17 protein-coding genes and 1 pseudogene are annotated in these 26,659 nt (G+C 70.5%); 11 read left to right on the top strand and 7 right to left on the bottom strand.

All coding sequences use genetic code 11. The features are described 5' to 3' along the window. Positions 1–43: 43 nt before the first annotated feature. Positions 44–490: a gamma-glutamylcyclotransferase family protein gene (locus FHX81_RS07670; RefSeq protein ID WP_211363413.1), complete on the bottom strand. Its 447-nt coding sequence runs from the start codon at positions 488–490 to the stop codon at positions 44–46. A 113-nt stretch (positions 491–603) separates the two neighbouring features. Here FHX81_RS07670 and FHX81_RS07665 point away from each other — a divergent pair, with 113 nt between their 5' ends. The 5 genes from FHX81_RS07665 to FHX81_RS40355 all read left to right on the top strand — a co-directional run bounded on the left by FHX81_RS07665 (position 604) and on the right by FHX81_RS40355 (position 6,302). After that, positions 604–1,833 carry an MFS transporter gene (locus FHX81_RS07665; protein ID WP_141976415.1) on the top strand — a complete coding sequence of 410 codons (1,230 nt, stop codon included), beginning with the start codon at positions 604–606 and terminating at the stop codon, positions 1,831–1,833. Then, the gene (locus tag FHX81_RS07660; protein WP_141976413.1) at positions 1,830–3,104 is read left to right on the top strand and encodes a hypothetical protein; all 1,275 of its coding nucleotides are present in this window, start codon (positions 1,830–1,832) and stop codon (positions 3,102–3,104) included. Before FHX81_RS07665 ends, FHX81_RS07660 begins: the two co-directional genes overlap by 4 nt. A gap of 314 nt (positions 3,105–3,418) precedes the next feature. Then, positions 3,419–4,243, top strand: coding sequence for a GAF domain-containing protein (locus FHX81_RS07655; protein ID WP_211363412.1), 825 nt, complete (start codon positions 3,419–3,421; stop codon positions 4,241–4,243). Positions 4,244–4,872: 629 nt separating this feature from the next. Continuing rightward, positions 4,873–5,436 (top strand): DJ-1/PfpI family protein, encoded by a 564-nt coding sequence (locus FHX81_RS07645; protein WP_141976411.1) that lies wholly within the window; start codon positions 4,873–4,875, stop codon positions 5,434–5,436. A gap of 632 nt (positions 5,437–6,068) precedes the next feature. Continuing rightward, positions 6,069–6,302, top strand: coding sequence for a hypothetical protein (locus tag FHX81_RS40355; RefSeq protein ID WP_170231967.1), 234 nt, complete (start codon positions 6,069–6,071; stop codon positions 6,300–6,302). Positions 6,303–6,349: 47 nt separating this feature from the next. Here the strand turns inward: FHX81_RS40355 and FHX81_RS07635 are convergent, their stop codons facing one another. Together FHX81_RS07635 and FHX81_RS41180 are read right to left on the bottom strand one after the other, a co-directional pair. Next, entirely contained in the window at positions 6,350–6,712 is a 363-nt protein-coding gene (locus tag FHX81_RS07635) for a hypothetical protein (protein WP_141976406.1), read from the bottom strand. After that, positions 6,709–6,951: a hypothetical protein gene (locus tag FHX81_RS41180; RefSeq protein ID WP_141976404.1), complete on the bottom strand. Its 243-nt coding sequence runs from the start codon at positions 6,949–6,951 to the stop codon at positions 6,709–6,711. Before FHX81_RS41180 ends, FHX81_RS07635 begins: the two co-directional genes overlap by 4 nt. Positions 6,952–7,058: 107 nt before the next feature. Between FHX81_RS41180 and FHX81_RS07625 the strand changes: the two genes are divergently transcribed. Together FHX81_RS07625 and FHX81_RS07620 are read left to right on the top strand one after the other, a co-directional pair. Further along, positions 7,059–7,670: a class I SAM-dependent methyltransferase gene (locus tag FHX81_RS07625; RefSeq protein ID WP_141976402.1), complete on the top strand. Its 612-nt coding sequence runs from the start codon at positions 7,059–7,061 to the stop codon at positions 7,668–7,670. A gap of 163 nt (positions 7,671–7,833) precedes the next feature. Continuing rightward, positions 7,834–14,061, top strand: a complete 6,228-nt coding sequence (locus FHX81_RS07620; protein ID WP_141976400.1) for a HEAT repeat domain-containing protein — start codon at positions 7,834–7,836, stop codon at positions 14,059–14,061. A gap of 18 nt (positions 14,062–14,079) precedes the next feature. Here FHX81_RS07620 and FHX81_RS07615 read toward each other — a convergent pair whose 3' ends face one another. Together FHX81_RS07615 and FHX81_RS07610 are read right to left on the bottom strand one after the other, a co-directional pair. Next, positions 14,080–14,598 (bottom strand): hypothetical protein, encoded by a 519-nt coding sequence (locus tag FHX81_RS07615; RefSeq protein WP_141976398.1) that lies wholly within the window; start codon positions 14,596–14,598, stop codon positions 14,080–14,082. Between the two features lie 158 nt (positions 14,599–14,756). Continuing rightward, positions 14,757–16,811 (bottom strand): ATP-binding protein, encoded by a 2,055-nt coding sequence (locus FHX81_RS07610; RefSeq protein WP_211363411.1) that lies wholly within the window; start codon positions 16,809–16,811, stop codon positions 14,757–14,759. Positions 16,812–17,026: 215 nt separating this feature from the next. Between FHX81_RS07610 and FHX81_RS07605 the strand changes: the two genes are divergently transcribed. Next, a complete protein-coding gene (locus FHX81_RS07605; protein ID WP_141976394.1) occupies positions 17,027–17,593 on the top strand; it encodes a dihydrofolate reductase family protein in 567 nt (188 codons plus the stop codon). A 52-nt stretch (positions 17,594–17,645) separates the two neighbouring features. On the opposite strand, the gene FHX81_RS07600 is transcribed toward FHX81_RS07605, so the two are convergent. Together FHX81_RS07600 and FHX81_RS41880 are read right to left on the bottom strand one after the other, a co-directional pair. Further along, positions 17,646–18,305, bottom strand: coding sequence for an NAD(P)-dependent alcohol dehydrogenase (locus FHX81_RS07600; RefSeq protein ID WP_246107680.1), 660 nt, complete (start codon positions 18,303–18,305; stop codon positions 17,646–17,648). Between the two features lie 103 nt (positions 18,306–18,408). Next, a pseudogene (locus tag FHX81_RS41880) lies at positions 18,409–18,513 on the bottom strand (hypothetical protein); the annotation flags it as partial. A 398-nt stretch (positions 18,514–18,911) separates the two neighbouring features. Here FHX81_RS41880 and FHX81_RS07595 point away from each other — a divergent pair. From FHX81_RS07595 to fxsT, 3 genes are all read left to right on the top strand, one after another. Further along, positions 18,912–20,849 (top strand): MDR family MFS transporter, encoded by a 1,938-nt coding sequence (locus FHX81_RS07595; protein WP_141983795.1) that lies wholly within the window; start codon positions 18,912–18,914, stop codon positions 20,847–20,849. Between the two features lie 116 nt (positions 20,850–20,965). Further along, positions 20,966–22,477, top strand: a complete 1,512-nt coding sequence (locus tag FHX81_RS07590) for a VMAP-C domain-containing protein (RefSeq protein WP_141976391.1) — start codon at positions 20,966–20,968, stop codon at positions 22,475–22,477. A gap of 285 nt (positions 22,478–22,762) precedes the next feature. Further along, positions 22,763–26,647, top strand: coding sequence for an FxSxx-COOH system tetratricopeptide repeat protein (gene fxsT, locus FHX81_RS07585; protein WP_141976389.1), 3,885 nt, complete (start codon positions 22,763–22,765; stop codon positions 26,645–26,647). The last annotated feature ends 12 nt before the right edge of the window (positions 26,648–26,659 follow it).

Raw genomic sequence — 26,659 nt, 5'->3', positions numbered from 1 at the left:
CGCGCGCCAGTACCCGCCGGGCTTTCCGCACCAGTGCGGCCGATCAGCGCCACACCGGGGCGGTCTGCCGCCATTCGGAGCATCGCCGCAGGTAGGGGGTCAAGTCGAAGGCATCCCTGACCCAGTCGTGGGCGAGCACTCCCCAGTCGGCGTCCGCCTGTGCGCCCGCGACGTAAGCCCAACCGCGGCCGATGTCGAGATCGAGTCGGCGCAGTTCGTAGGAGCGTGCCTCGAACGCGTCGACGATCCGCCATTCGGCTGACGTGAGGTCGGTGAGGAGCACGCCGGCGGCTACTCCCGCACCGGGCACGAGAACGGGGAACGGCCGATTCCGCAATGCCGCAATACGCCAACCGGGTGCTGCGGCCGGTGTGTACGCCGGTACGCGGTCGAGGAGGACTTCGAGCACTTCCGGGAAGGTGAGGCTGCCATATGCGAACAGTGCATCCGGTCGGCTCGCGAGTCGGCCGCGCCCAGTGGGGTCGATCACGTCTGCCACTGTTCCGGAACCCGCTCCGAAGCGGGAAGCAGATCACGGAATCGCGCAAGTGACGTTCCTCACACCGCGTTGTGCGTAAATTGGCCCCGTGTGAATGTGCGTGGGTGGAAAGCGCACGGGGGAGCGGTTTCGGGCTGCTGTGGGCCGGTCAGACGGCCAGCGTGGTCGGGGGCCAGATCGGCGACGTGTCCGTGCGGCTGCTGGCCGCGACCGCGCTCGCCGCGACACCGCTCCAGCTGGGCTTGCTGTCCGCGGCCCAGACCATCGGCTTCCTGCTCATCGCGTTGCCCGCCGGGGTGCTGGCCGACCGGGTGCGCCGGCGTCCCGTGCTGATCACCTCCAACCTGCTGCGCGCGGGTCTGCTCGCACTCGTGCCCCTGCTGTGGTGGCTCGACGTGCTGACGCTCCCGCAACTGCTCGCCGTCGTGGTCCTGGCGGGTCTCGCGCAGGTCGTGTTCGACGTGACCTACCAGTCGTACGTGCCCGCGCTGGTCGGGCGCGCGGGACTGGTGACCGCCAACGGGCGTCTGGAGTCCACCCGCTCGACGGCGGTGGCCGCGGGTCCGGCGCTCGGCGGCGTGCTGTCCCAGGCGCTCGGAGCGGTGAACGCGATCTTCCTGACCTCCGTCGGCTACCTCGCGTCGGCGTTCCTGCTGTCCCGCATACGCGCGGTCGAGGAACGGCCCGCGCGTCCCGAGGCGCGCTCGCTGCGCGGCGAGATCGCCGAAGGCCTGAAGTTCGTGCTGGGCAACAAGCTGCTGCGCGCGACCACGGTGGCGGCCACGGTCTTCAACTTCAGCTACGGCATCACCCAGCCGCTGGTCATCGTGCTGCTGGTGCGCGAGCTGGTGCTCACGGAGGCCGCGGTCGGTGCGATGCTCGCGCTGGCGGGGGCCGGCGGTCTCGTCGGCGCACTGGTGGCGGGCAAGGTCGCCGACAAGATCGGCCGCTCACGCGCCATCTGGGTGTCGGAACTCGCGTGCGTGCCCGCGTTCTTGTTGCTGCCGCTGACGTTTCCGGGTCGAGGCCTGGCCTTCTTCGCCGTCGGCTACTTCCTCATGCACCTGATCCTGTCGGTGTTCAACGTGTCGAACCTCAGTTTCCGCCAGGCGATCTGCCCCGACCGGCTGCTCGGCCGCATGAACGCGAGCGTGCGCTTCCTGATGTGGGGCGCGCTGCCGCTGGGTGGCGTGACGGGGGGCTTCCTGGGCACGGCGCTCGGCACGCGGTGGGCCCTCGTGGCGGCCGGCGCCGGTTTTCTCCTCGCCGCCCTGGTGCTGCTGGTCTCCCCGCTGCGGCGGCTGCGGGACCTCCCCGAGACGGTGGCGGCATGAACCCGGTGACCGCGCGGTACCTCTCGGACCCGGCACTGGTCGACGCGGTCGGTGAGGCGGAGGTGCCTCCCGCCTACCGGCGCTACCGGCAGGGCAACCTGCTGTCCCGCCCGCTCTTCGTGCCGGAGGACGACCTGCTGTCGTGCGCCCGCGACACGATCGCCGTGCTGGACCTGCTGGCATCGTTGCCCTCGCGCGTGTTCGACGGCGACGTCACGCGCTACTGCTCGGCGCTGGGCATCGACCCGGTGACCTCGGGCCTGCTCGCGTCCTACCACGACGGGCCGCCCGTCCAGTACGGCCGCGCGGACTTCTACCGCAACGGCTCCTCGTTCACGATGCTGGAGTTCAACGTCGCCAGCGACCTCGGCGGTCTGGACAACGCCTCGCTGCACCAGGCACTGCTGGGCGTGCCCGCGTTCGCCTCGTTCGCCGCGGAGCACCGGCTGGGGTACGTCGACACGGCCGCCGCGGTCGTCAGGTCGCTGCGCGTGGCGTCGGGGGCACCCGATCCGGTGGTGGCCCTGGTGTGCGCCGACGTCGACCTGCCCGCGTACCGCGACCTGCTCGGTTCGGTGCTGGAGGCGTTGTCCCGGCTCGGTCTGGACGTGGTGCTGGCCGGACTCGGCGAGGTGCGCACCCGTTCCGGACGGCTGTTCGTCGGCCGCGGGCGGGTCGACGTGGTGCTGCGGTACTTCACCGTCGACCACGTCCCGGCGAACGCTCCGGCGGTCGCCCGCATCCTGAGGGCCCACACCGATGGCACGTGCGTGCTCTTCACGCCGATGAACAGCTCGCTGTACTCCAACAAAGGGGCACTCGCGCTGCTGTCCGACGCGCGCTGGACATCCGCCGAGGAACGGGCACTGGTCGATCGCGTGCTGCCGTGGACCAGGCGGATCACCCCCGACCTCGTGGACCAGTGCTTCCAGGAACGCGAACAGCTCATCCTGAAACCGGCGCGGGACTTCGGTGGCCGCGGTGTGGTCGCGGGCTGGGAGACGCCCGAAGAAGCATGGAAGGCGTTGTTGGACGAGGCCGTGCGACGGAGTCACGTGGTGCAACGCCGCGTGGTGCCGGAACCCGAGCCGGTGGTCGACGTGACGACGGGCGAGGTAGGCGGCTGGACGCCGGCCTGGGGCCTGTTCGTGACGCCGGAAGGCTTCGCCGGGACGATGATCCGGGCGGTGCCGCGGGGTGGCGGCGCGGTGGTGAACCTGGGCGCGAACTCGAGGGCTCGGGCGACCGCCGCCTTCACCTACCGCGAGTGATCTCCTTCCTCGCCGGCCGTGCTGCTCGGGCCGGCCTCGCGCTCGCCGCGGCTGTCGTCCGCGCGGTTCGGGCCGCGTGGTGGTACCCGCGGAGCATGCCGCCCGGTCGTCGCCGGCCGGTGGCGCCGGAAGCCGGCCTCGCTGCTTGACCCGAGCCCGTGGATCCGCTTGAGGGTACGAGCCGATCGCCTTCACGGTGCTGTTCCGGCACCGCGCACTACCCACTGCTGTCGCTGGTCAAACGTGGCACGCGGCACGGCCACGAGCCCGCTCGCGGTCCGGACCTGCGGTGATCTTCGGTTATCGTTGCTCGCGTGCCCACCCACACCGACCCCGAGCGTCTGGCGGCGGTCCGTCGCTACCACATCCTGGACGCGCCCGCCGACGGTAATTTCGACAGCGTCGCCCGTGTGGCCGCGCTGGTCTTCGGCACACCGATCGCGACCGTGACGATCGTGGACGTCGACCGCGTGTGGTTCGCGGCCTGCCACGGCCTGTCGGGCGTGACCCAGATCGGCACCGAGCCCGGCCTGTGCGCCTCGGCCGTGTTGCAGGACGAGGCGTACGTGGTGAACGACGGTGCGGTCGACCCCCGCACCCTGGACCACCCGCTGGTGCGCGGCGAGCTGGGCCTGCGCTTCTACGCCGCCGCGCCGATCATCACCGGCGACGGGTACCGGCTGGGCACGGTGAACGTGATCGACCGCGAACCCCGCGAGGTCACCGACGCCCAGGTCGCGACGCTCACCGCGCTGGCCGGGATCGTCGCCGACCAGTTGGAGCTGCGCCTGGCCGCGATCCAGGCGGTGCGTGCCGAACGCGGTCTGGACGAGGCTCCCGGAGCGCACGCCACCGCGTCGGCGAAGTTGGCGGGCCAACTGCGCCACCTCGCGGCCGGCCACCTCGACGGCGAGCACCCCCGGACGTGCCAGCTCGGCTTGTCGAACCCCTGCGACAACCCCGTCGAGGTCAAGGTCGCCGACCCGTGGGGCGACTCGGCCTGGGCCTGCATCCGACACGCCGAACAGGTCATCATCAACGAGCGGTCGACGTTCATCGCCGACCAGAAGCTCAACGGACTGGAGCGCTACCTGCGAGCCGCGAAGCGCCGCGTCGCCGGACCGGTGCGCACCCCTTGACGCACTGACTGCCGCACCAGCAGCCCGTAAGCGGCGCAGGGCGGCGAAGTCGGTCTCGATCCAGTTCAGCCGGCTGGAGCAGGTCGGCAGGAACACCGACTCGGCGTCGTTGTCAGCGACCCACTGGCGGACGTCGGGGTGCCGGTCGGGGAGAAGTTGTCCACGACCGGGTAGAGCCGCTGGTCGAGCCACGGGCGCGCGGGATCTTGAGCAGGTCGAGGAACTCGGCGCGGCGTTTGCGGCACCGGATCCGGTGGTGGATCTTCCCGGTGAGTCGGCTGAAGGCGTGGGGTTGTCGTGCGCCTGTCCGGCACCTCGTCTCTTACGGCCTCCGGCATGACCACAGCCAACCACCGGTCCAAACGCCTTGCCCGATTTCGGGCACGGCGCCGTGCGCCACACGCCGGCAACGCCTCGCCGAGGATCGCGCGCACGTACGGCCGATCGGTCGTCGCTGCTTGTGATCGCGATCGTCGTCGTGCCACGCTGGGCCGGGGATCGCCCACGCCGCCACTTGGTCACGATGCCCACAGCAGGACGCACCGACCGTCCTCCGTCGTGTGTGGACAGTCGCTGCACCGCCTCGACCCGCCGCGACGCCCGCTGCGCCGGTGGAGAAGGGAACGACCATGGCGCGAGCACTGATCCTCACCGGCGACGCCGCCGAGGAGCTCGATTCGATGTACCCGGTCTTCCGCCTGAGGGAAGGCGGCCACGAGGCGGTCGTCACGGCGCCGACGACCCGCGCGGTCAAGCTCGTGGTGCACGACTTCGAACCCGGCTGGGACGCCTACACCGAGAAACCGGGCCACGTGCTGCCCGTCGACCTGGCCTTCGCCGAGGTCGACCCGGAGGACTACGACGCCCTGATCATCCCGGGCGGCCGTGCGCCGGAGTACATCCGCACGGACCCGGACGTGGCTCGCATCGTCACCCACTTCTTCGACCGCGGCCTGCCCGTCGGCACGATCTGCCACGGTCCCCAGGTACCCGCCGCCCTGGGCCTCCTGCGCGGCCGCACCACGGCGGCGTTCCCGCCCCTCAAACGGGACATGGAACTGGCCGGCGCCACCTTCGTCGACGAACCCGACGTCGTGGACGGCCCCATGGTGTCCTGCCGCGGCTGGCCGGACCTCCCCCCGTGGTCCCGCGCGTTCATGCAGGTCCTCGAGAAGTCGACCACTCACCCCTGACCGTTCGCGCCGCCACGCAGCGGAAGCGGTGAGCGCGTTGTCCCGGACGTGTGCCCGGTCGGGGCAGGGCTCGTCGCCGGTCGGGTGATCGTGCGTGATCACGGCCGTGCAGGACTGAGTCCGCTCGGCCCAGCCACGCACCGCCTCCGCCGATGAGTGGGATCGAGCTCCTGCGCCCGGTCGCGTGATGTGCCTCGTTCGCCGGCCAGGTGGCGGCGCGACTGCTCGTGGCGCAGCCGGCAGCCGTCGCCGGACCTCCGCAGCACGCCGCGAGCGTGGGCATCGCGGAGGAAGGTGCCGAGCCGCAGGGGCAGCCGTCCTCGTGCTGCGGTGATGACGCGTCCGATCCAGGCACCGAAGTCGCGACCAGGCAGAGCGCCGCGATCGCCAGGACGACACCGAGGAGAACCCGCCACGCCCCGTCCAGCCCTGCCGCGGCCATCACAGCCCACCAGGTCGCGGGCGGCACCACGATGATCAGGACCACCACGAGCCGGGGGAACCGGGTCGCCATGACGGCTGCCAGCGTTATAACTGTCCACCCCGCCAGGATCTCGACGGACAACAGGACCGCTCCGGCCGCCAGGAAACCCAGGTGCACACAGATCGCCGCTCTCCACGTGACCTTGCCCATGAGTGCTCCCAAGACCACGAAGGCGACGACGGTGATCGCCGAGGAGCCGATCGCGCCGGCGACGGTGGTACCGGCGAGGGTCTTGGCGGCCCAGGCCGCCGACGTCAACGCGATGACGATCGCTGCTCTGACGGCTCCGGTCGACCGCAAGGTCCGAGCCGGTTCGAACCCGAGGTGCTGCGACTCCTCGGCGATCGTGGTCAGCCAGCGACGGGCCTGGCCGACGGTGTAGCGCTGGTGGGAGACCGCCCACGGACGCGGGCCGTACACCGCGGGGAGTTAGGCGCGGAACAGGTGCTCCTCGATCTCGGCGGTCGACTCGAAGGCGGTCAGCCGCACCGGATCGGTCGACGGTTCCCGGTAGGCGGTGCGGGTCAGGTAGGCCATCAGCGGTGTGGTCAGGGATTTCGCCAGCGGACCGTCCGGTTCGCGCTCGACGAGGTCGATCACCGGCCGCCAGCGGTCCCGGGAGGCGCTGTTGGAGTAGAGGTACTCGGCGGCGTCATCCGGGGAGATCGGCCGCATCTCGACCACGGCGGCGAAGCTTAGTCGCTCGCCGAGTTCGCCGAGGACCTCGCCGAACTCGACCGTGCGGCAGGTGACCACACACGCCCGCACCTCACCCATCCACGAGGAGATCACTTCGAGCTTCCTGCGCCGGTGCTCTTCGGGCACCTCGTCCAAGCCGCCCAGCACCGGCAACAGCCACCACGGTCGAACAGGTCGCGCACGACGTGCTCCCGCAGGCGGTGCTGTCGGGCGGCCTCGGCCACCATCCAGTCCTGGAGCGCGTCGGTCTGCCACGCGGCCAGGTTCAACAGCACCGGAACCGGTTCCACGCAGGTGTGGTTGCGCGTCAGCGCCTCGACCAACGTGATCAACCAGCAGAACCACGGCATAGCCCACCGCGATCACACCAACGGCGCCGAGGAGCCAGGTAAGCGCGCTTCGACGCACCAGCACATCACTCACGCCGCGGTCCCACTCCTTGATCGGTGCCGCCTATGGCATGGTTGCGAGCACGATGATCGTTACACCGGACTACACCCGCCATCCCAAGGCCTACGAGATCCTCTCGTCGGCGGCCTTCGTCGGCAGGCGACGGCGGTTGTTCACCGAAGTGCTCAGGATCGCCGACATCCGGCCCGATGACCGGGTGCTCGACCTCGGCTGCGGAACCGGCTACCTCACCGCCCTCGCCGCGAGCGCGGGTGCCCGCGCACTCGGCATCGACGCGTCGGAACCGATGATCGCCGAGGCCCGCCGACTGCACCCCGCGGCCCGGTTCCGGGTCGAGCGGGCGGAGTCCTTCGTCGCGCCTGCCGGGTCGTTCGACGTGGTTGTGTCCAGCCTGCTGTTCCAGACGCTGACCGCCGACTTGAGTGATGCGGTCGCGGCCAACGCCCTCCAGCTGCTCGGACCGGGAGGCCGCATCGTGATCGTCGCCCTCCACCCACCACTGCCCGGTCACCTCGCCGCATCCCCGGACCAGGCCGCGTACGCACTGGCGCTGGCGGAGTTCACCCGTATCCACACCCGGCGGATCGACCCGCTCGTCATCTGCACATCGGCCCGGACGGGCCGTGACGAAGCAGCGTGAGCCTCCGGAGCCTCCAGCCGGGAGCACACCGCACCGAGCCGCACCTTGTAACGTGGTCGTGCTCGACTTCGACCAGGACGAGTATCCGGACCTCCCACCGCGTCATCCGGTGCCTTGAAGGAGCGATGAGCGCAAACCCGCCTGACGGCCGCCCCGAGCCCGCATGAGCGCATTACGCGTCTACGTGTCCTCGACCTACCAGGATCTCAAGCACTGCCGCAGTGCGATCCGGCTCGCCCTCCAGCGGTTGGGTGTCGACGACATCGCCATGGAGACCTACACCGCGGGTGAGGAGCGACCCCTCGACCGCTGCCTGGAGGACGTCCGGACGGCTGACATCTACGTGGGTGTCCTGGCTTGGCGGTACGGCTTCGTGCCGGCGCGGGAGACCGCCTCGATCACCGAACTCGAGTACCGCACCGCCGGTGAGGCGGGGGTGCCGCGGCTGATGTTCGTGCTGGACCCCGACGCCCCGTGGCCCCGCTCGGCCATGGACCGGGACTCCGCGCTGATCGACGCCTTCCGCGATCACGTCCTCGACACCCACGTGTGCGACACCTTCGTCGCCGTGGACGACCTCCGGGCCAAGGTCGCCGAGGCGGTCGGCCGGCACGTGCAGGAGCGGCACCAGGTCGCGGTGGGGTCGGACGTCGCGTGGGATGCCTACTGCACGCGCCTGGTCCAGGAGTACCGGCGCCTCGACCTCGAAGCGCTCACCCCGCCCGACCGCGATGAGCACCTGCAGATCGCGTTGAGGGACGTCTTCGTCGAACCGGATGTCCGGGAGGACATGCCGGACACCGAGCTGCCCAAGGAACTGCTGCGGAAGCTGGCCGAGGAGGCTGCCCCGGCCAGTTCGGAACTGCCTCGCGGCCTGGACCGGGACCTCGTGGAGCAGACCCGCGACTCGTACCGGCGCCAGCCCGCTCGTAGCGCGTTCGACGGGCTCACCTCACCCCTGGCCCGCACGTGCGTGCTGCTCGGGGATCCCGGCGCGGGCAAGTCGACCCTCGCCCGGTACCTGGTCCTGGCGCTGGCCGAACAGCGCACCGAGCCTGCTCTCGCCGCCTTCGAGGGCTGGCGGCCGATCCTCATCGAACTGCGCGACTACGCGCTCAAGTGCGACGACTACGAGACCTTCGGCAGCTACCTCGACTACCGCAAGCGCACCGACGGGCTGGGGATCGAGGAGTCGACGGTCGAGACCTACCTCCGTGAAGACGGGCGCGCCCTGGTCGTCTTCGACGGCTTGGACGAGATCTTCGAGCCGCGGTTGCGCGAGACGGTCTCCCGCCGCATCGCCGGGTTTGCGACGCAGTTCCCCGCCGCCCGGGTGATCGTGACCTCGCGGGTCGTCGGTTACCGGCCGCGGGTCTTCCGGGGCGCCGACTTCGTGCAGTACACCGTGCAGGACCTGGATGCGCAGAAGATCGACGTCTTCCTGCGTCGGTGGTACAAGCTCGCGCTGCATGACCGGTTGGCCGCCATCGAGGTGCGCCGGGAGCGGCTCACCCGGGCGATCAACGACTCCGCGCCCATTCGCGAACTGGCCGGCAACCCCCTGCTGCTCACCATCCTCGCCATCATCGGCAAGCACCAGGAACTGCCCCGGGAGCGCTGGAAGGTCTACGACCACGCGGCCTCGGTGCTCGTCCAGCACTGGGACGTCAACAAGCACCTGGTCGACGAAGACATCGACGCGGACGTCATCCGCGAGGACGACAAGAAGGAGCTGCTGCGCAAGCTGGCCATCCGGATGCAGGTGGGCAGCCACGGGTTCGCCGGCAACAGCCTGCTGGAGAGCGACCTCCTCCAGGACATCGAGGGCTACCTGGTCGAGCGCTTCCGCTACGAACCGGCGAAGGCGGCCGCGATCAGCACGGCGATGGTCAAGCAGCTGCGGGAGCGCAACTTCATCTTCGCCCGGTACGGCTCGGGGGTCTACGGGTTCGTCCACCGCGCCCTGCTGGAGTTCTTCAGCGCCGGTGACGTCGTCAACCGGTTCGAGAAGGCCCAGACCCTGTCCGAGGACGACCTGGTCGACCAGGTCATCCTGCCGCGCAGCGAGGACCCGGCGTGGGCCGAGGTGCTCCGGCTGATCGTCGGCATGGTCGACGCGACGGTGGCCACCCGGCTCGTCGACCGCCTCCTCCGCAGCACGGGCACCCACCGCTCGTCGGCGCTGGACCGGCGGCCGCTCGCCGTGGTCGCGCTGGCCGCGCAGTGCATCGCCGAGATCCGCAACGTCAACGCCGCGGCCAGCGCGGCCGAGGAAACCCTGCGGGCGATCGTGGAGCTGCTCGAGTCACCGACGCGGTCGTTCGGCGACGACGTCCGCGAGTCACACCTCGAGAAGACGGTTCTCCCGGCGCTCAACGCCGTTTCGGCCTGGCCGGGGCGCGCCGCGTTCCGCGACTGGTTCGTGCGGCGTGGCCGGTACGCTAGCACCACCCCGGCCGCGAAGCTCGGCGCGCGGTTCCTGGCCGCGTTGTTCCAGAACGACGACCACGTCCGCGATCTTCTGCACGAAATCGCCCACAGCGGCATCCCGCAGCAGCGTGAAGCCGCGTTCCTGGGCATCGCCCAGTCCTGGAAGACAGCACCGGAGACCATCGCGCTCGTCGCGAAGGGCCTGTCGGACGAGGAGGCGTTCGTCCGCCGCACCTGCCTCGACGTCCTGGTCACCAACTGGCCGGACGACCGGCGGACGCACGACCTGATGCTGCACGCCGCGAAGGACGCGGACGCGGATGTGCGCAGCCGGGCGATCGAAGCACTGGCACAGCACGCGGACGAAGTGCCGGCGGCGTGGCCCACCGTGACCGGCGCGCTGCTGGGCGACGCCAGTCGGACTGTCCGCGACGCGGCCGTCACCGCCTTGGCCGTGGGCGCCGCCGACCCGCGGAACACGATGGCGCTGCTGCTGCGCGCCTGCGGCGACCCGGCGTGGCAGGTGCGGCGGTCGGCGCTGCGCTCGGTAGTGGCGCGCTTCGCCACGGACCCCGCGGTGTTCGCCCGCGTGTGCGCCGCGGCGCGGGACAGCGACCAGGACGTCCGGCAGGCGGCTGTCGAGCTCTTGGCTGGCCGGTGGCCGGACGACGTCGCGTCCGTCGACACCGCCAAGCGGGCGATCCGGGACGCCGACCCGAGCGTGCGGCTCGCCGCGGTCCGAGTCATGGCCCAGCGGTGGCACGACGACCCGGAAGTGGTCGACGTCCTGAAGCACGCCCAGAACGACTACGACGGCGACGTTCGCGTCGCCGCCTTGACCGTGTGGTCCGACCCGATCGGCCACCCAGGGGAGTACGTCGCAATCCTGGAGTCGGTGGTCGCCGAAGACCCGGTCGCCGATGCTCGGCGAGCTGCGCTCGAGACCCTCCTGTCGAACTTCGCCGAGTACGGCGGGCCGGCCCTCGACCTCGGGATCACCGATCCGAGCCCAGAGGTCCGGTCGGCGGCCCTGCGAAGCCTGTCGGGCGTCACACCGGGGCTGTCCGACTTCCTGCCGGCCGTGCTGCGGCTGTGCGAGGACGCCGCTGAGAGCGTTCGCCGGGCAGCCGTCGAAGTCGCGGCGCGGTTCTGGGGCGACCGGCCCGAAACGGTGCGGATCCTGCACCGGGCGGCCCGGAGCCGCTTCTGGAAGCTGCGCCGCTCGGCCCTGGAATCACTGGCTTCACGCTGGCCCGACGAGCCCGAGACGGTCCGCGCCCTGCACGGGGGCCGGCGTGACCCCATCGACCTGGTGCGCTACGCCGCGACGACGATGTCGGCGAGCCTGGCGTCGGGCACCGAAGAGCTCACCGCCGTCATCGACGCCGCCATCTACGATCCCGACACCCGATTGCGGAGCTGGGCGGGAACGCTTGCCCGTGCTGTCGACCCGGAGGCGCTTGACGCGTCCACCCCGGCCGGCCGGACCTCGGCGATCCGCCGGGCCGATCTGTACGCCGCGGCCCGATCCGAGTTCGGCGAAGGCGCCGCAGCCGCGGTCCGGGCCGCGGCGGACGATCCCGATCCGGACGTCCGCCTCGCGGCCGCCGAAGTAGTCGGCGCCCGCCGCGATGCGGTCCCGGATGCGTTGAGCCTGGTCGTCCGGTTCTCCCGGGATGAGGACCCGGACGTTCGCTGGTGCGGCCTGGCCGTGCTCCTCGCGGCTTGGCCCGACCACGACGAGACGAGCAACGCGCGCGGGCGCGGACTCACCGATCCGTTGGGTGAGATTCGCCGGCTGGCGCTCGAGTCGCTGATCCTGACCGAGCCGGATGCACCGGCGGTCCGCCGCGCGGTCACCGCGGCCATGACCGACACCGAGTGGACGGTGCGGAGGCTGGCTACCGACACGCTCTGCCTGCGGTGGCACGACGAGCCGGAGACCCGTTCGAGACTCCAAGCGGCCCTGCGCCACCCGGAGCAGAATGTTCGCCAGGCCGCCGGCGCCGCACTGCGAGGTGCCTATCCGGACGAGGAGTCGACGTTCACCTCGTTGATGGACTGCGCGCGGGATCCCGCGCCCAGTCGGCGTGTGCGGGTCCTGCGCGACCTCGCCACCAGCCGACCGCATGACAGCCGAGTCCGGGACCTGCTGGCGATCGGCCGCCATGACCACGAACCGGCGGTCGCCGTGGCAGCGTGGGAACTGCAGCGCGGGGCGGCGGACGGCAACGCCTTCGAGGAGACCTGCCGGGCCGCGGACCTCCGCCATCCCGACGTTGTCGCCCGTCAGTTGGGCGCGGACCGGCTGGCCCGGCTCCGGTCGATCACCGATGACGACGAGGACCTGTTCCGCATCGGCATCCGCGACACCAGCGACAGCGTCCGGTCGACGGTCCAGTTCGCCTTGACCTCGATCGCGGACGAACATCGGGTGAAGTCCGTCCTGCGGAACGCCGGGCACCACCCGAACTTCCGTGCCCGCGCAGTCGGACTCGAAGTACGTGCGGCGCGGTGTCCTGGTTCGGCTGAATCGGACGAGGCGATCCGGATCGCCTTGGCAGACTTCCACTACTCTGTTCGGTACACTGCCCTCAACCTTCTCGTCGAATCGCGGCCGGTGGCCGCGTCATCGTTCGACACCGTGACGCGTATGCTCGGTGATGGCTTTCAGGCGGTACGGTCATCGGCGATCCGGATCGTTTCCGCATACCATCCTGACGACCCGAAGACGGTGCGAACCCTCAGCTCCGCGTGTCACGACCTCAGTTGGAAGAACCGGCAAGCCGCGTTGGACGCCTTGCTGGTCGGGTGGCCGCGGCATGCATCGACGATCAAAGCCGTCGAGGAGGCGGAGACCGACGTCGTCTGGTCTGTGCGAGAATTCGCCCGCCACGCCCGGATGCGCCTGCGGCCGGAGGTGCTCTCGGCCGCAGCGACGACTGCGAATCCGCGGTCCACCGCCATGGCACGAGTACGCGACTGCGACCTGCGTTTTCCCGACGTGTCGACCTCCAGGCAGGTGGTACTGGATTCGACGGCATCCGCCGATTGGCAGGTGCGCTATGAGGCTCTCCGAGTCCTGGCACGACGATGGCCGGAGTGGCCGGCGACCGAACTGGCGTTCTCCCGGTCGGCAATGGACGAGAACGAGCACGTGCGCGAGGTGGTGACGCGGCGACTGGTGGAAGTGGCCACTGACTCGCGCGCCAGGGTTGCGGTGCTCCGCAGGGCAGTGCTCGGGCCGGGTCTGTGGGAGCGGCACGGCGCACTCGCCCTGCTCGCGCTGTGGCGCACACCAGAGACGCAGGAGCTTCTGCTCGAAGCCGCGCGCGACCGGGAACTCCACGTGCACAACGAGGCCATCCAGCTGCTCCTCGCCTGCTGGCCCGTCGACGACCGGACACGAGACGTTCTCGGCTGGGCCGTGTGTTCGTCGTTCGAGTGGTTGCACCACATGGCTCGCGAACGCTTGAGCAGCAACGAACCCGTCCGGGCGGTATCACTGACCACCGTCCTCGGCAACACGGGTGCCACACCGGAGACCAGGTCTCTGCTGCTCTCGGCCGTGCACGACGTGTGCCCCGCCGTTCGACGGCTCGCGTTCCAGGGCTTGGCCCAGAGGAACGACCCGGCCTGGATCGACAGCGCCATCACCGATCCCGACCCGTACCTCCGCTTCCTCTTGTGCTGCTTGCGCAGCGTCACCGACCCTTCCCCTCGGTTCTCGGCCGAGCTCGTCCAAGCGCTCCACGACGAGCCGGACGACTCCTTCTCCCGCTTGATGTTCCGGATCGCCGCGATCCGCGCTGGCGCCGGTCTGCTCGAACCCGCAGCGCTCGCCGACGCGACGCGAGCAGCGTCCTACCTACCACCCGGTGACCGGGAGTGGCTCGAGTGGCTGGTGCGGGTGACGAGCGGCACCGGGGGTGCGTCAGGCGAGGCCGATGAGGTCTCCTGAGACCGGCTCGAACAGGGGTCAGGCGACCCACAGGTACGGCGACGCGATGCTGCCGCCCACCCAGCCCTGGCCGGTGTTGTACTCGGCGGTGGCCACGGAACGGTAGTAGCCCGCGCCGCACGAGGCCGAACCGCCGTAGTCCAGGATCCGGCCCGGGCCGTACGGTCCGCCGAACTCGCCACTGGACCAGCCGAACGGCCCGTAGGCCCAGTCCGAGCCTCGGCAGAACTGCCAAGCGGAACCGTTCCACACCTGCACGTCCACCCTGGCGCGCCCGTCGCCGGTCGCGCTCCAGTTGCACCCGCCGTTGAGGTCGCGGGCGAGCAGGTAGGCGTTGGCGTAGCCCAGGTTGCCGGAGAAACCACCGGTGAAGGTGTCGATCGCGGCGGACGCCTGCACGCAGTAGGTCAAGCCCCGGTACACGGTCGTGCGTGCTGTACCGGTGCCCGCGGACGCCGTGCCGCTGGCGACCGTCAGCAGAGGCAGCGCCAGCAAGGCGCCCAACGCCAACAGGAACAACGTCCGCAACGACCGCATAGCTCCCCCTCGTGGTCGGCACTCCGGTTCCAGTGTCGTGGGCGTGGCCGAACAGTCAATCGACCGACAAGCCGCGTCACCGGGGCCATCCACCGACGCACGGCCCCGCAACACACCCTCGTTCCGCTACCGCTTCCACGGGGTGCTCGAAAGCGGGCTCACTGGGCGAGCAGTGCGCGGACCCGTTGCGCGGTCGGCCAGTCGTGCAGGTCCTCGGAGATGGCGAGGGCCTCGCGCCAACAGCTCCGGGCGTCCGCGATGGCGCCGGTGGCGTGCAGGGCCGTGCCGAGGCCGGTCAAGCTGCGGGACGCGCTCCAGTGGTCTCCGACTTCGTCGTGGACGGCCATGGCCCGCCGGAACTGGTCGATGGCCGAGGCGAACCGCTCGGTGCCGAGGAGGAGGTAGCCGAGGTTGCTCAGGGCGAAGCCCTCGGCCTGCCTGTGCCCGATGCGGGTGAACAGGTCGAGGGCCTCACCCAGGGCTCGTGCCGCGTCGTCCCACCGGTGCAGGTCGAGGTAGGTCTCGCCGAGGCTGTGGAGCGTCCACGCCCGGCCCCACAGGTCTTCGGTCTGCCGCCACAGGGACAGGGCTTCGTCCAGGTGGACCAGCGCCTGGTCGAGTTCTCCCCGCAGGCGGTGCGCGTACCCCAGGTTGCTCAGCGCTTCCCGGATGCCCCAGTGGTCGCCGATGTCGAGGAAGATGGCGAGCGCCTCCCGCGGGTACTCGGAGACGTCCGACGTCTGGTGCATGCTGAACCGGGTCTCTCTGAGCGAGTGCAGGCTCCATGCCTCTCCGCGGCGGTCGCCGGTCCTCCTGGCCGACGCCAGTCCGATGGTCAGGGCACTGGTCCAGTCCTCCATGTGCTTGTTCAGGAAGAAGAAGCCCCACAACGCGATCGGCAGCCGCCACGCGATCGAGTGCTCACCGCTGTCGGCGGCCTGCCGGATGGCGGCCATCAGGTTGGCGCGTTCGAACTCGCACCACCGCACCGCCTGCCGCTGGTCGGAGAAAAAGTCGTCGGCATCGGCGTGGTCCAGCGCCACGCAGTAGGAGCGGCGGGTCAGCCGGTGGTCAGCGGCGTCGGCCATCCGCAAGTACCACTCCAGCAGGCGCCGCACCGCGGCGATCCGGTCGGACGCCGCCTCCTCCGACTCGGCGCGTTCCACCGCGTACAGGCGCACCAGGTCGTGGAACCGGTAGCGTTCGCGCCCGACTTCCGTGAGCAGGTTGGCACCCACCAGTGTGCCCAGCACCCGTCGGGCCTCCGGTTCGGGCAGATCGGCCAGCGCGGCGGCGGCCGCGACCCCGAACTCCGGACCGGCGTGCCAGCCCACCCTGCGGAACACGCCCGCCGCGAGCGCGGGCAGCTTCCGGTAGGACCAGGAGAAGGCCGCCCGGACGACGTCGACCTGGTCGTCGACACCCGCGAGCAGGTCCAGCCGGTCCTGCTCGGCGGCGAGCTGGTCGACCAGGTCGGTGAGGGTGTGGTGCCGGCTGCCCGCCACCCGTTCCCCGGCGATCCTCAGCGCCAGCGGCAAACCCGCGCACAGCCGTGCCAACTCGCCGGCCGCCTCCGGCTCGGCGTCCAGCCGGTCGACGCCCACGGCGGCCGTCAGCAGCGCCACCGAGTCGACCGGGGACAACCCCTCCAGGACCACCCGCCGCGCACCCGTGCCCGCGACCAGCCCGGCCAGGCGGTTGCGGCTCGTGATGACGACCGCGCAGGTGGCGGAGCCGGGCAGCAGGGGGCCGACCTGGTCGACGTCGACCGCGTTGTCGAGCACGACCAACACCCGGCGGGTCGCCAGCAGGGACCGGTACAGCGCGGCCAGCTCGTCCACCCGCGTGGGGATCCGTTCGGGCGCGACGTCGAAGGCCCGGACGAACGCGTCGAGCGCCTCGTGCGCGGTCATCGGATCGGTCGTGCCGAAGCCGCGCAGGTTCACGTACAGCTGGCCGTCGGGGAACCGGTCGCTCACCCGGTAGGCCCAGCGGACGGCCACCGCCGTCTTCCCGACCCCGGGCGCGCCCGAGACCAGCGTGATCGCCACCGTCCCGTCCCCGGTGACGGACCCGTCCAGCCGCCGCAGCTCCTCGACGCGACCGGTGAAATCGGGGACGTCGAACGGGAGCTGCCGGGGTACCGGCAGGCCCGACCCCCGCGACGGGCGGACGTGCACACCACCGTGCACGACACCGGCCTGGACCACCACACCGGCATCGCCCGAAAACGAGTTCCCCACATCCGCCCCCTGCACCCAACCCATCTTCGAGGCCGTGAGCACCGCCCGGGAAGGGGGTGGACATTCGCTCCCGCCACCGACCGCGTGTTCTGCCTGAGATCCGAGGCGTCATTCGCACAAGTGATCGAAGGGGTGCCGGCGTGGCGGCGGGAAGGCGGGCTCGGGTTCCGGCAGTCTGTGGCGCCATGGGAACGCTGACCTACGGCATGAACATCTCGCTGGACGGCTACACCGCCGACACCAACGGTGACCTCGACTGGAGCACGCCGGACGAGGAGCTGCACCAGTACTGGAACGACCGCACCGGGCAGGTCGCGCTGTCGCTGTACGGGCGCAAGCTGTACGAGCTGATGTCGGCGCACTGGCCGACCGCCGGTCAGGCGCCCGACGTGTCGCCGGTGGAGGCCGAGTACGCCCGGTTGTGGCTCGCGATGCCGAAGGTGGTCTTCTCCCGGACGCTGGAGTCGGTGGCGTGGAACTCCAGGCTGGAACGGGGTGACGTGGTCGAGGCCGCCAAGAGGCTCAAGGCCGAGACCGACGGCATGATGGAGGTCGGCGGTGCCGCGCTCGCCGCGCCCCTGATCCGGGCCGGGCTCGTGGACGAGTTCCACGTGCTCGTCACGCCGGTCCTGATCGGTGGCGGCACGCCGTTCTTCCCGTCGCTGGACTCGTGGTCGAAGCTGGAGCTGGTGGAGAACCGCACGTTCCGCTCGGGTGCGGTTCTCCTGCGCTACAAGACCGTTCGCGACTAGCGGACGCCTTCGACGGGAGTCCGGATCGAGCCCCGGGTGCGAGGCGGTCGGGTCAGCCCGGTTGGGCGACGGTGATGACGACCTTGGCGCGGGCGTGCTCCAGCTCCAGGTAGCCGATGGCTTCGGGCGCTTCCGAGAGCGGGTAGGTGCGGTCGACCACGGGAACGACCGCGCCGGACTCGGCGAGCCCGCGCAGGGTGGCCAGGTGCTCGCGGCTGGTCTTCGCGTTCAGCTGCACGAACCGCTGGCGGACCAGCGGGGCCGGCAGTCGCGCCCGGACGCCCAGCCCCATCGGACCGATCAGGCTGCCGCCGTCGGACACGCCGCCGCCGCTGAGCACCAGCGTCCCGTCCGGTGCCAGCACGCGCCGCAGGTCGGCCGGCGAACGGTTGCCCACGAGGTCGAACACGACGTGGTGGCGCGACCCGGACGCGGTGAAGTCCTGGGCCTCGTGGTCGACCACGCGGTCCGCGCCGAGTGACCGCACCAGCTCCACGTCCCTGGTGCCGCACACCGCCGTCACCTCCGCGCCGAACGCCTTCGCGATCTGCACCGCGAACGTCCCCACCCCGCCCGACGCACCGTTGACCAGCACCTTCTGCCCCTCGGCGACCCGGCCCGCGTCCCGCACCCCCAGCAACGCCGTGACACCGGCCAACGGCATGGCCGCCGCCTGCTCGAACGTCAGCCCCGCGGGCTTGTGCTCGACCACGTCTCGGCCGCGCAGGCGTACTCGGCGAACGCCCGTCGGCGAAGCCGAGGTCGCCGAACACCTCGTCACCGACCCGGAACCGGGTCACCCGCGCCCCGACCGCCTTGACCCGCCCGGCGACGTCCCGGCCGCGGATCCGCCGGCGCGGGCCCGACCAGCCGAACGCCGACGGCATCGCCGGCCGCGCCACGCGCGGGTCGCCGCGCATGATGTGCCAGTCGGCGGCGTTGACCGAGGCCGCGTGCACCCGCACCAGCACCTCGTCCTCGGCGGGCGCGGGGCGGTCCACCTCCGCCAGCCGCAACAGGTCGGACGAGCCGTAGCGGTCCTGGACGATCGCCTTCATCGGTGCCTCCGCGCAACGTGGGTGCGGGACCGGCCGGCCTACCGGGAGCGTCGGCGTCAGCCGTGACGGTAGGCCCGTGACCTGCACTCGGACATCAGGGACCAGCCCTGGGGGCGCCACGGGTTCTCCGCGTGATCACCCGGCCGTGGTCGTGGGCGGGCGGTGCGTCGGCCCCCGTCCTAGGGTCGGGCCGGGAGGTCGACGTGGTCGAACGGGTCGAGGTCGGGCGCGGCGCGCGCAACGCCGTCGTCTCGGTGATCATGCTCGGGATGCTGCTGGCCGCGCTCGACCAGACGATCGTGGCGACCGCGCTGCCGACCATCGTCAGCGACCTCGGCGGCGGCGGGCACCTGTCCTGGGTGGTCACGTCCTACCTGCTCGCCGAGACCATCATGACCGCGCTGATCGGCAAGTTCGGTGACCTGTTCGGCCGCAAGCGCGCGTTCCTGACCAGCGTCGCGCTGTTCCTCGTCGGCTCGTTCCTGTGCGGCTGGGCAGACTCGATGACGTGGCTCATCCTGGCCCGCGCGGTGCAGGGGCTCGGCGCGGGCGGGCTCATGGTCACCTCGGCCGCCGTCATCGCCGACGTCGTGCCGCTGTCCGAGCGCGGCAAGTACCAGGGCCTCATCGGCGCGGTGTTCGGCGTGGCCACGGTCGTCGGACCGCTGCTCGGCGGGCTGTTCGTGGACCACCTGAGCTGGCGCTGGGCGTTCTACGTGAACCTGCCGCTCGGCGTGGTGGTGCTGGCCGTCGGCGCGTTCGCGCTGCCCGGTGCGCGTGGCACTGCCCGGCCGAAGATCGACTACCTGGGCATCCTGCTCATCGGCCTGGCCGCGACCGGCCTGACGCTGGTCACGAGCTGGGGCGGTGTCGAGTACCCGTGGGGGTCGCCGACGATCATCTGGATGGCCGTCGGGTCGGTGGTCACGCTCGCCCTGTTCGTGTTCGTCGAGACGCGTGCCGCCGAGCCGATGCTGCCCATGCGCCTGTTCCGCAGGCGCGTGTTCACCGTGTGCACGGTGCTCAGCTTCGTGGTCGGGTTCGCCATGCTCGGCGGCGTCACGTTCCTGCCGACCTACCTGCAGTACGTGCACGGCGCGTCCGCGACCCAGTCGGGTCTGGAGATGCTGCCGCTGGTCGTCGGCCTGCTCATCGCCTCGGTCACGACCGGCAACGTGATCAGCAAGACCGGCCGCTACCGGGTGTTCCCGCTGGTCGGCAGCCTGCTCATGGTCGGCGGGCTGTTCCTGCTGTCCCGGTTGCACCCGGAGACGTCGTTCTGGCAGGCATCGACGTACATGCTGGTGCTCGGCCTGGGCGTCGGCATGTGCATGCCGGTGGCGATGGTGGTCGTGCAGAGCACCAGCAGCTACGAGGACCTGGGCGTGGCCACGTCCGGGGTGAGCTTCCTGCGCACGCTGGGCAGCTCGTTCGGCGTGGCCGTGTTCGGCACGGTGTACGCGAGCACCCTGCCCGGCAACCTCGCCGCCGCCATCCCGCCGGGCGTCGACCCGGCCGCCGCGGTCAACGTGCAGGCGCTGCACGCGCTGCCCGACCCGGTCAAGGCCCCGATCATCGCCGCCTACGCGGACACCCTGCACACCGTGTTCCTGTCCGCCGCGCCGGTCGCCGCGGTCGCGTTCCTGGTGGCGCTGTTCCTCAAGGAGGTGCCGCTGCGCGACACCGCGCGTGCGGCGGCGACCGAGGTGGGCGACAACTTCGCCGCGCCGCACACGGCGGACTCCGAGCACGAGCTGGAGAAGCTGGTCGCCCTGATCGTCAACCGCGAGCGCCGCGACCCCACGCCGGACGTGCTGCGCGAGTCGGGCGTCCCGCTCACGCACGCGCAGGCCTGGCTGGTGGTGCAGGTGTTCCGGCAGAGTGTCGACCGCGGTGACGCCACCCTGGAACGCCTGGCCGAGGCCACGAAGGTGCCGGCGGGCGTGTTCGAGCCCGTGGCGCGCCAGCTCCAGACCCGCGGCTACCTGACCGAATCCGACGGCCGCTACCGCTTCACGCCGCAGGGCACCGAGGTGTTCACCGACCTGGTCGCCGCCTGGCGGCGCTGGCTGCTGGTCAAGCTCACCGACTGGAACTGCGTCGACGTCGAGTTCACCGACGCGGTGGAGCGCGTGGCCACCGAGCTGACCACCAGCGGCCGAGCCCTCACCACCGGTCGCCACGCCGCCGTGATGTGACCGCATTTTGCGGAAAATGCCCACACCGGCTGTGTAACAGTGGCGCTGGGAGTCACGGTTCTCTCAGGTCGGCGCTTGTCCGCTGTGGCGCGCTGACAGCGGAGGGGGATGATCACATGGTCGCCGATGAAGGGGTGAACACCGCCCAACTGCGGTTACAGGGCGAGATCGTCAGCTTGTTGGAGCGTTGCGAGGGCTTGCGCTCCGAGCGGGGGCGCACCATGTTGGTGAGCCTGCTGTCCGACGTCCTCGGGGAGCAGGTGTCGTTGGACGGTTCCGAGGCACACCTCCAGTTGCTCGGGCTCGTCCGCTGGTGCTGTCGCCACGCTGGTGGCTTGCGCGCCCTGGTCGACTGCCTCAGGTTGCTCGACCCGCACACGCCGGAGATCGACGAGCTGGTGGAACTGGGTGACGAGTGGGTCGCGTTCCGCGCCTTGCCGACGGGGGACTGGGACCGGTTGGCGAAGGCACTGCGGTCGGTGCGGTTGTCCGACGACCCGTTCGACGAGCGACGTGAGTTGCGCCGCCTGGCCGACGTGGCCACCGAGGGGCGTTGCGACGACCTGCCCGCGCGGTGCCGCTCGGTGTGGTTGCTGTTCCTGCACCTCGCCGACCACAACGCCGGTCCGGGTGCCCTGCTGCCCGCCATGGTTCTGGTGGACTGCCTCGCCGGACGCCTCGGGGACGGCGCCCTGGCGGCGGAGCTGCGCCGCTGCAACTGGAGGTTGGCGGAGAAGTTCGAGGTGACCGATCTGGTCGAGGAAGCCCGCTGGCGCAACGAAATCAAGGCCGACGGCGATGACCCCGATGTGGTGCACCTCGTTTTCGAGGTCGATCCGGACCCTGTCGACCAGGCGAAGGTGGTGCTCTCGCACTGGTTGAACTGGGAGGGTTCCGGTTGGCACGGCCGTCGTCGCGGTGACGCGGCGATCCGGCGGGACGACTTGGAGGCGGAGGTCGACCGGGTGATCGCGGAGTTGGAGGCCGAGTTGGGCGTGACGCCGGCGGCCGAGCACGTGAGTGCCATCGTGGTGGAGTTCGCGCTGCCCTGGGAGATGATCAACACCGCGGTCGAGTTCTGGCCGAAGGCTTCCCCGGCCGACGTCAGCGTGCCGTTGGCGGTGGACCACCCGGTGGTGGTGCGGAGCCTGGAGCGGACGCGGGCGCAGCGGTACTGGCTGGTGTGGAAGCAGCGGTGGAACGCCATTTCGGCCGAGGCGGCGCGCCCGTACTGGAGTCGGACCAACGGGGGGTGGGACCTCACCGGCATGGCGGTGGACCTGAACGACACCTCGATCGTGTCGCTGGTGCTCAGCGAGCCGCCAGGTGATCGTCGGGGTAGGGCGTGGCACGAGGCGGCGATGGCGTTCCGGGCCGGTATCCCGATCATCATCTGGGATCGTGAGGACTGTTCGACCAGTCACTTCCATGAGGCTGTGACGCGGTTGTTCGCCGAGGGGGAGGTGCGCCGGTTGCCGGACCGGTTGGCCCGGTTGCGCCGGGAAGCGCTGCGCACGAATGAGTCGGATGGGCCGCACGCGGGCCGGAGTCTTGCCGTATTGTGGGACGACGCGGAGCGTCTACCGGAACCTCTGGCCTCTGGGTGGGGTTCGCAGGGAGGTATCTGATGCCCAGTCGGCGTACCCCCGATACCAGACGCACAGCGGTTACCAATTCACCTGTTAGGCGTAGTAGTTGGTTCACTCGAAATGGTGAGAGAGTAGTCGACTCTCCGACATCCGAACGATTATGGGCTCTGTTCGGAATCGATCCACTTCGTCAACGCGCACTGGTGCCGCGCCGGGACGCTAAGGTGGTGCCCGGGTCATGGTTCCCTGATTCCGGGCGCACTGGCATGAATCGGCTTCTCGATCCGAATCCGGGTGTCGTGCCCGCACCGGAAGGATGTGACGGTGCGCGTCGACTCTGAGGACGTTGCCGCGGGTGTGACCGCAGGTCCGGACGCCCACGAGTGGGCGGCGGACGCGCTGCGGGAGGTGCTCGCGCCGCTCGTCGGCCAGCACCGCGACCTCGTGGTCGCCGTCGACGACGGTCCGGCGATGTCGATCTGGGCATCGACGGTCGAATCGTTCACCCGTGCGCTCGTCGAATCCGGGGTCTTCGGTGAGGTCACCGTGTGTGCCCTCGGCATCGACGACGGCGGTCGGGCCGTGCTGCGCGGTTCCGGCGGGGGGAGCCCGCCGGACCTGGTCGGTTCCGAACGGCGTCTCCTGCTCGCGCTGACCGACGCCGTCGACCCGGCCTGGCGGTCGGGCGGGGCCTGGACGGCGCTGCGCGAGCTGGGCGCCGCGCACTCGGTGGCCGTGGTCAGCCCACTGCCGTGGTGGACGGCCTGCCGCACCGGCCTCGACCTGCACCGACTGCGTTTGCGGGCGTCCGAGCCGGGTGCGCCGAACCACTTCTACGAGTGGGAGCCGCAGGTCGACGTGCCCGGCCTGTACGACGACCTCGGCGACGTGGTCCCGGTGTCGTTCGTCGAACTGGCCCCGGCGGGTCTGCGCGAGTGGGCCACCCTCGTCGCGGCGGCCGGGTGGGCGAACCTGGGCGCGGCCCTCGTGCCCGTCGGGTCGGACCCGGCGGCCGAGGCGGCGCTGCGCCGATCGGGTGATGTGACCTTCAGCGCCGCGGGACTCGTCGCCGCGTACCGCTCGACCGCCTCGAAGGTCGTGTTCGACCTCGCCGTCCACTGGGCCGTCGCGCCCTTGGAACTGCCCCTGCTCGTTCGCATCCTCGAACTGCTTCACCCGGAAGCGGGCCGGGCGGCCCTGTCGGAATTCCTCGGGGGCCCGCTGGTGGCGATCGAGCCGAACGGGTCCGACGACGGCGGAAATCGAGTGGTCTTCAGGTTCGTGCGAGAGGGTATTCGGGAGGAACTGCTCGCGCACGGCCGTCGTATCGACACCGAGCGGGTTCGCAAGGTGGTTCGCCATTACCTGGATGAACACCGGCCGGTGGTGGCGGGGTTCGAATGGTCGCTGGACGACGAGCCGGTAACGGCCGCTTCGCCCATTGTCGCGTCGCCGCATGTGGCCGAAGCCGAGCGAGCGGTGCTGCGAGCCTGGTCAGGGGTTCACCTCCGCCGCTATTCCACGCCGCAAGAGCACCCCGGAGTGGAGGCTTCGTCGACCGTCCGGAATGATGAGGCGGGCGCGTATATACACGCTGACGGGCATGACCGAACACGTGTTCGTGAGGACACGGTCGACGTCGATCGAAATGCGGGAGGATTAGAGGTGACTGCCGTCGAGCAGGAAGAAAGGAGAAGGACTCTCGCATCGCCCGTCTTCGGCGGAGTGCCACCGAGGAACGTCAACTTCACCGGGCGGGCGGACCTCCTCCAAGAGCTCGAACGGCGTCTGGTCCGGGGCGGGACCGCGGCCGTGCTGCCCGAAACGCTGCACGGCATGGGCGGTGTGGGCAAGTCGCACCTGGCCATCGAGTACGCCTACCGCAACCGCGCGAACTTCGACCTGATCTGGTGGGTGCCCGCCGAGCGGTCGGTCAAGATCGTCAACTCGCTGGTGGAGCTGGGACAGCGCCTGGGCCTCGAAGGCGGCGCCGAATCCAACGTGGCGGTCCAGCAGGTGCTCGACGCCCTGCGCAGCGGCAACCACGCCAAGGTCCCGACCAACTGGCTGCTCATCTTCGACAACGCCGACAGCCCCGACGCCGTGCAGGAGTACCTGCCCACCGGCGGCACGGGCCGCATCCTGGTCACGTCGCGCAACTCCCAGTGGTTGAGCGTCGCCCGCCCGCTCGAGGTCAACGTCTTCCAGCGCGCCGAGAGCGTTCAGCTGTTGCGCCGCCGTGACCCCGATCTCAGCGAGGAGGACGCCGGTCGCCTGGCCGAGGCGTTGGGCGACCTGCCGCTCGCCATCGCGCAGGCGGCGGCGTGGCGCGTGGAGACGGGCATGCCCGCCGACGAGTACCTGGAACTGCTGGCCGAGAAGCAGTTGGAACTGCTCAACGTCACCACGACCCTCGACTACCCCGAGTCGGTGGCGGCCATGTGGGACCTGTCGCTCAGCGAGCTCAAGCGCAAGAACCCGTCGGCGCTGCGGTTGCTCCAGGTGTGCGCTTTCCTGTCGCCGGAGCCCATCAACCGCACGATGTTCAGCTACAGCCGCAACATCACCGGTGTGCCGCCCGAGCTGTCCCGGGTCCTGCGCGACCGCTTGCGGCTCAACGAGGCCATTCGCGACATCAACCGCTTCGCGTTGGTGCGCGTCGACCACCGCACGAACTCCATCGAGCTGCACCGCCTCGTCCAAGCCGTGCTCATCAGCCAGATGAACGAGGGCGACCGCGCGGTCATGCGCAACGCGGCGCACCTGATCCTGGGCGAGAACGACCCGGAGGCGCCGGAAGAGCCCGACAACTGGCCGACCTACGTCGACCTGAGCGCGCACCTGGCCGCCTCGAACGCCTACGAGAGCGATGCCGAGTCGGTCCGGTCGCTGCTCCACAACCAGGTCCAGTTCCTCTACCGGTGGGGCGAGCACAAGCGCAGCGCCGAGCTGTCCGAGCGGATGTACAAGAACTGGGTGGACCGGTTGGGGGAGGACCACCCGGAGACCCTGAGGATGGGCCGTTGGTACGGCTTCATGCTCTGGGTGGAAGGCCGGTATGCCGAGGCGACCCCGCTCAACCTGGAGCTGCTGGACCGGCACCGCCGCACCTACGGCGAGGAGCACGAGGCGACCATCGTGGCGATGGGCCAGGTCGCGGCGGACAAGCGGGCGGAGGGCGACTTCGTCGGCGCGCTGGAGCTGTCGAAGCGCAGCTACGACATCTGCGTGCGCTATCTCGGCGACGAGGATCCGGTGACCCATGACGCGGCGCACAACCTCGGCGTGAACCTCCGCCTCGTCGGTGACTTCGCCTCCGCCGTCACGCTCGACGCCGACACCTGGGACCGCAGGGTGCAGATCTACGGCCAGGAGCACGAGGTTCCGCTCTACACCCAGGTCGGCCTCACCATCGACAAGAGGGAACTCGGCCACTACCGGGACGCCTGCGCCGAGCAGGAAGAGGTCGTGCGCATCTACGAACGGCTCAGTGAGGGGCGACCGCTCAACCCGACATGGCTGCGCGCCGTGCGGCACTTGGCCGTGATGCGCAGCAAGGCGGGTGACCACGAGGGCGCGATGCGGGCGGCGGAGACGGCGTTCGAGGGCTTGCGGCGGCGGTACAACCTCGACCACCCCGACGTGCTCGCCGCCGCGCTGGCCCGTTCCGTTGAGCTGAGGCACCTGGGTCGCCACGAAACGGCCGCCCACCTCGCGCAGGACACGCTGACCCGCTATGCCAAGACGTTGGGGGCCGATCACCCCCACACCCTGTCCGCAGCGGTGAACGTGGCGATCCTCCGCCGCTTGAAGGGCGACTTCGAAGGTGCCCGGGACCTCAACCAGGCGACTTTGGCTGGCTTCCACACCCGACTGGGTGACGACCACCCCTCCACTCTGATCACCGGGATCAACCTGGCCAGCGACCTGCACGCGTTGGGCGATGTGCAAGGCGCCCACAACGCCGATGTCGAGATCCTGCGTCGGGTGACAGCGGTCTTCGACGCCGACCATCCCACCACGTTGGCTTGCCAGGTGAACCTCGCGCAGGACTTGCGCTCGCTCGGGCGCACCGACGAGGCGGACCAACTCCACCTCCGAGCGGTGGCGGCCCTGCGTGAACGGCTCGGTCAGCGCCATCCCGCGGTGGCCGAGTTGAGCGACCCTCAGGTGCGGGCCAACTGCGACATCGATCCGATGCCCCTCTAGGACCGGTGTCGA

Source organism: Saccharothrix saharensis, assembly GCF_006716745.1.
Classification (GTDB): Bacteria; Actinomycetota; Actinomycetes; order Mycobacteriales; family Pseudonocardiaceae; genus Actinosynnema; species Actinosynnema saharense.
Note: the sequence above shows the minus strand (reverse complement) of the source record. Positions and strands in the feature narration are given on the sequence as shown.